The organism is Streptomyces torulosus (assembly GCF_001419765.1).
Lineage (GTDB): Bacteria > Actinomycetota > Actinomycetes > Streptomycetales > Streptomycetaceae > Streptomyces > Streptomyces torulosus.
Window position 1 is genome coordinate 1 of record NZ_LIRK01000876.1, and the last position, 2,662, is coordinate 2,662.

Genomic DNA, 2,662 nt, shown 5'->3' on the forward strand with positions numbered 1-2,662 from the left:
CGCGACCGCGGTCGCGGCCCTCGGCGCCTGGCAGCCCGTCCGCGACACCGACCCTCTCGGACTGGGCGTCCACCGTGCCCGCGTCGGCGGCGCGGACGCCTCGACGCTGCCGCCCTATGTCCGCCGCGACATCGACGACCAGGTCCGGGACCGGCTGAGGAAGGCGGCCGCCTCGGGAGGGCTGGTGCTGCTCACCGGAGACTCGACCGCGGGCAAGAGCCGCACCGCCCTCGAAGCGGCACGGGCCGTCCTGTCGGGACACCTGCTCCTCGCCCCGCCCTGGGGCGCCGACCTCCGCGTGTTACGGCTACCTGCGGGCGGCCCCGCCTATGACCGGCACGTGCTCTGGCTCGACGACCTGGAGCACTACCTCGGCCCGGGCGGCCTCGAACCGTCCCTGCTGTCGGCGTTGACCGACGCCGGGCTCGTGGTGCTGGCGACCCTGCGGGACGAGCGCTACGACACCCTGCGCGAGGCGGCCGACGGTGCCGACGGCGAGAGCGGCGTCGGCCGTATGGCCGCCGAGCGGGGACTGCGCGTCCTCAACATGGTGGAACCGGTCGTCGTCCGGCGACTGTGGAGCGCCACCGAACTCGACCGGGTGGCCGAGGTCGACGACAGCCGCCTCGTCGAGGCCCACGCCCGGCACGGCATCCATGGGATCGCCGAGTACCTGGCGGCCGGACCGGAACTCCTCGGCGAGTGGCGCCGGGCCGAGCGCGCCACCACCAGGGGCGGCCATCCACGGGGTGCGGCGCTCGTCGCGGCAGCCGTGGACCTCGCCCGCATCGGCCTCATCGGCGACCTCCCGGAGACCCTGCTCCGCGAGGTGCACGAGCGCTACCTCACCGCCCTCGGCGGCCCCGCCCTGCGCCCCGAGCCCTACGCCGACGCCGTCAGCTGGGCCACCCGCATCCGCTACGGCGTCGCCAGCCTGCTGATGGAAGGCGAGGAGGAGAACACCAAACGGCCCTTCGACTACCTCGTCGACTCCGTGGCCCGCGACCCCGACGCACCGGACGTCCCGGAGGCGGTGTGGCGCACGGCCCTGAGACAGGCGGACGGCCGCACGCGCCCGCTGATCGCGCAGACGGCGTCCTTCAGCGGGCAGTGGGAGATCGCCGAGGAGGCGTGGGGTCCGCTGGCGGACACCGAGGACGAGGAAGCGGTCCTCAACTACACGTCCGCACAGCTGTTCCTGGGAAGGGACCCGGCCGGGATCGAGGCGCGGCTGCGGCCCCTCGCCGAGGGCGGGAGTGTGGTCGGCCAGCTCAACCTCGCCGCTGTGCTGATGGTGCGTGGCCAGGACGACGAAGCGGCGGCATGGTGGCTCGCGGCCGCGGAGGCCGGGCTGTCCATCGCGGCCTACAACCTGTCCGCGCATCACCGACGCCGAGGGGACGACGACCAGGCCGAGGAATGGCTGCGCAGAGCGGCGGAGGGTGGTTATGCCAGGGCCATGGCTGCCTTCGGGACGCTCCTGTACCAGCGGGATGACCACGTGGAGGCCGCCCACTGGTGGCGTAGGGCGGCCGAGGCGGGAGAGACCGACGCGATGTACATGTACGGCCACCTGCTGCGCCTGGGTGGGGACGACCGGGCCGCGTCGTGGCTGAGCCAGGCTGCGGAGCGGGGCCATGACCGGGCCGCGGAGATCCTGGGCAAGGCCGCCGACGAGCGCGGCGACCTGGTCGCGGCCGAGAAGTGGTGGCGGGCCGCCGCCGAGGCGGGGAACGCGGAGGCCGCCAACCAGTTGGGCGCCCTGCTCAGCAAGCGGGGTGACCCGGCCGAGGGCGCGACCTGGTACGCCAAGGGGGCCGAGGCCGGGCATCCGATCGCGATGTTCAATCTCGCGGAATGGTTGAGGGCGGAGGGTGAACGGGAGGAGGCCAAGGAATGGCACCGACGCGCCGGTGAGGCCAGGCACGCCAAGTCCCTCAACAACCTCGGCGCCATTCACCGGGAGGAGGGCGATCTCGGCGCCGCCGAGGAGATGTTCCGGGAAGCCTCGCAGGCCGGGGACGTCAAGGGACGTCTCAATCTGATCGGCCTGCTGATCGAGTCAGGGCAGACCGAGGAGCCCCAGGCGCTCCTTCTCGACCTGCTCGGCGATCCGGACAACACCGAGGAGATCTTCACCTACGTCGCCGTGGTGCGGGACGCGGGGATGACCCAGGTGGTGCGGACCCTGCTGCGGTGGATGGCCGACACCGGTCGTCTCGACGCCGCCCACAACCTCGGTACGCAGTACTACATCGAGGGCAACGCCGACGAAGCGGAACGCTGGTGGCGACTCTCCGCCCCCACGCTGCCGGTCTCCGCCTACAACCTCAGTCGTCTGTTCTCCGACCGGGACGACGACGAGGAGGCCGCCTCCTGGCTGGTGAGGGCCGCCGACGCGGGGCACACACCGGCCGTCCTCCAACTCGCCGACGAGTTGCTCGCCTCCGGGCGGCCCGGCCCCGCGGCGGAGCGGCTCCGTCCCCTCGCCGAGGAGAACCCCGAAGCGGCCTTCCTGCTGGGGGTCGCGCTCCTCGCCGCACCCGGTGACCACACGGAGGCCGAGCGCTGGTGGCGACGGGCCGAGCAGGAGGCGGACGCGAACACCACGTTCGACTTCGCCGGTTACCTGGCCGAACGGGGCGGCGAGGGCGCGACCCCC

General features: G+C 73.2%; 1 protein-coding gene. It reads left to right on the top strand.

Annotated features, from left to right (window positions below; all coding sequences use genetic code 11):
• Positions 1-2,662, top strand: a 2,662-nt coding sequence (locus AOK23_RS51580) for a tetratricopeptide repeat protein (RefSeq protein WP_055717609.1), incomplete at both ends; no start/stop codon positions are given.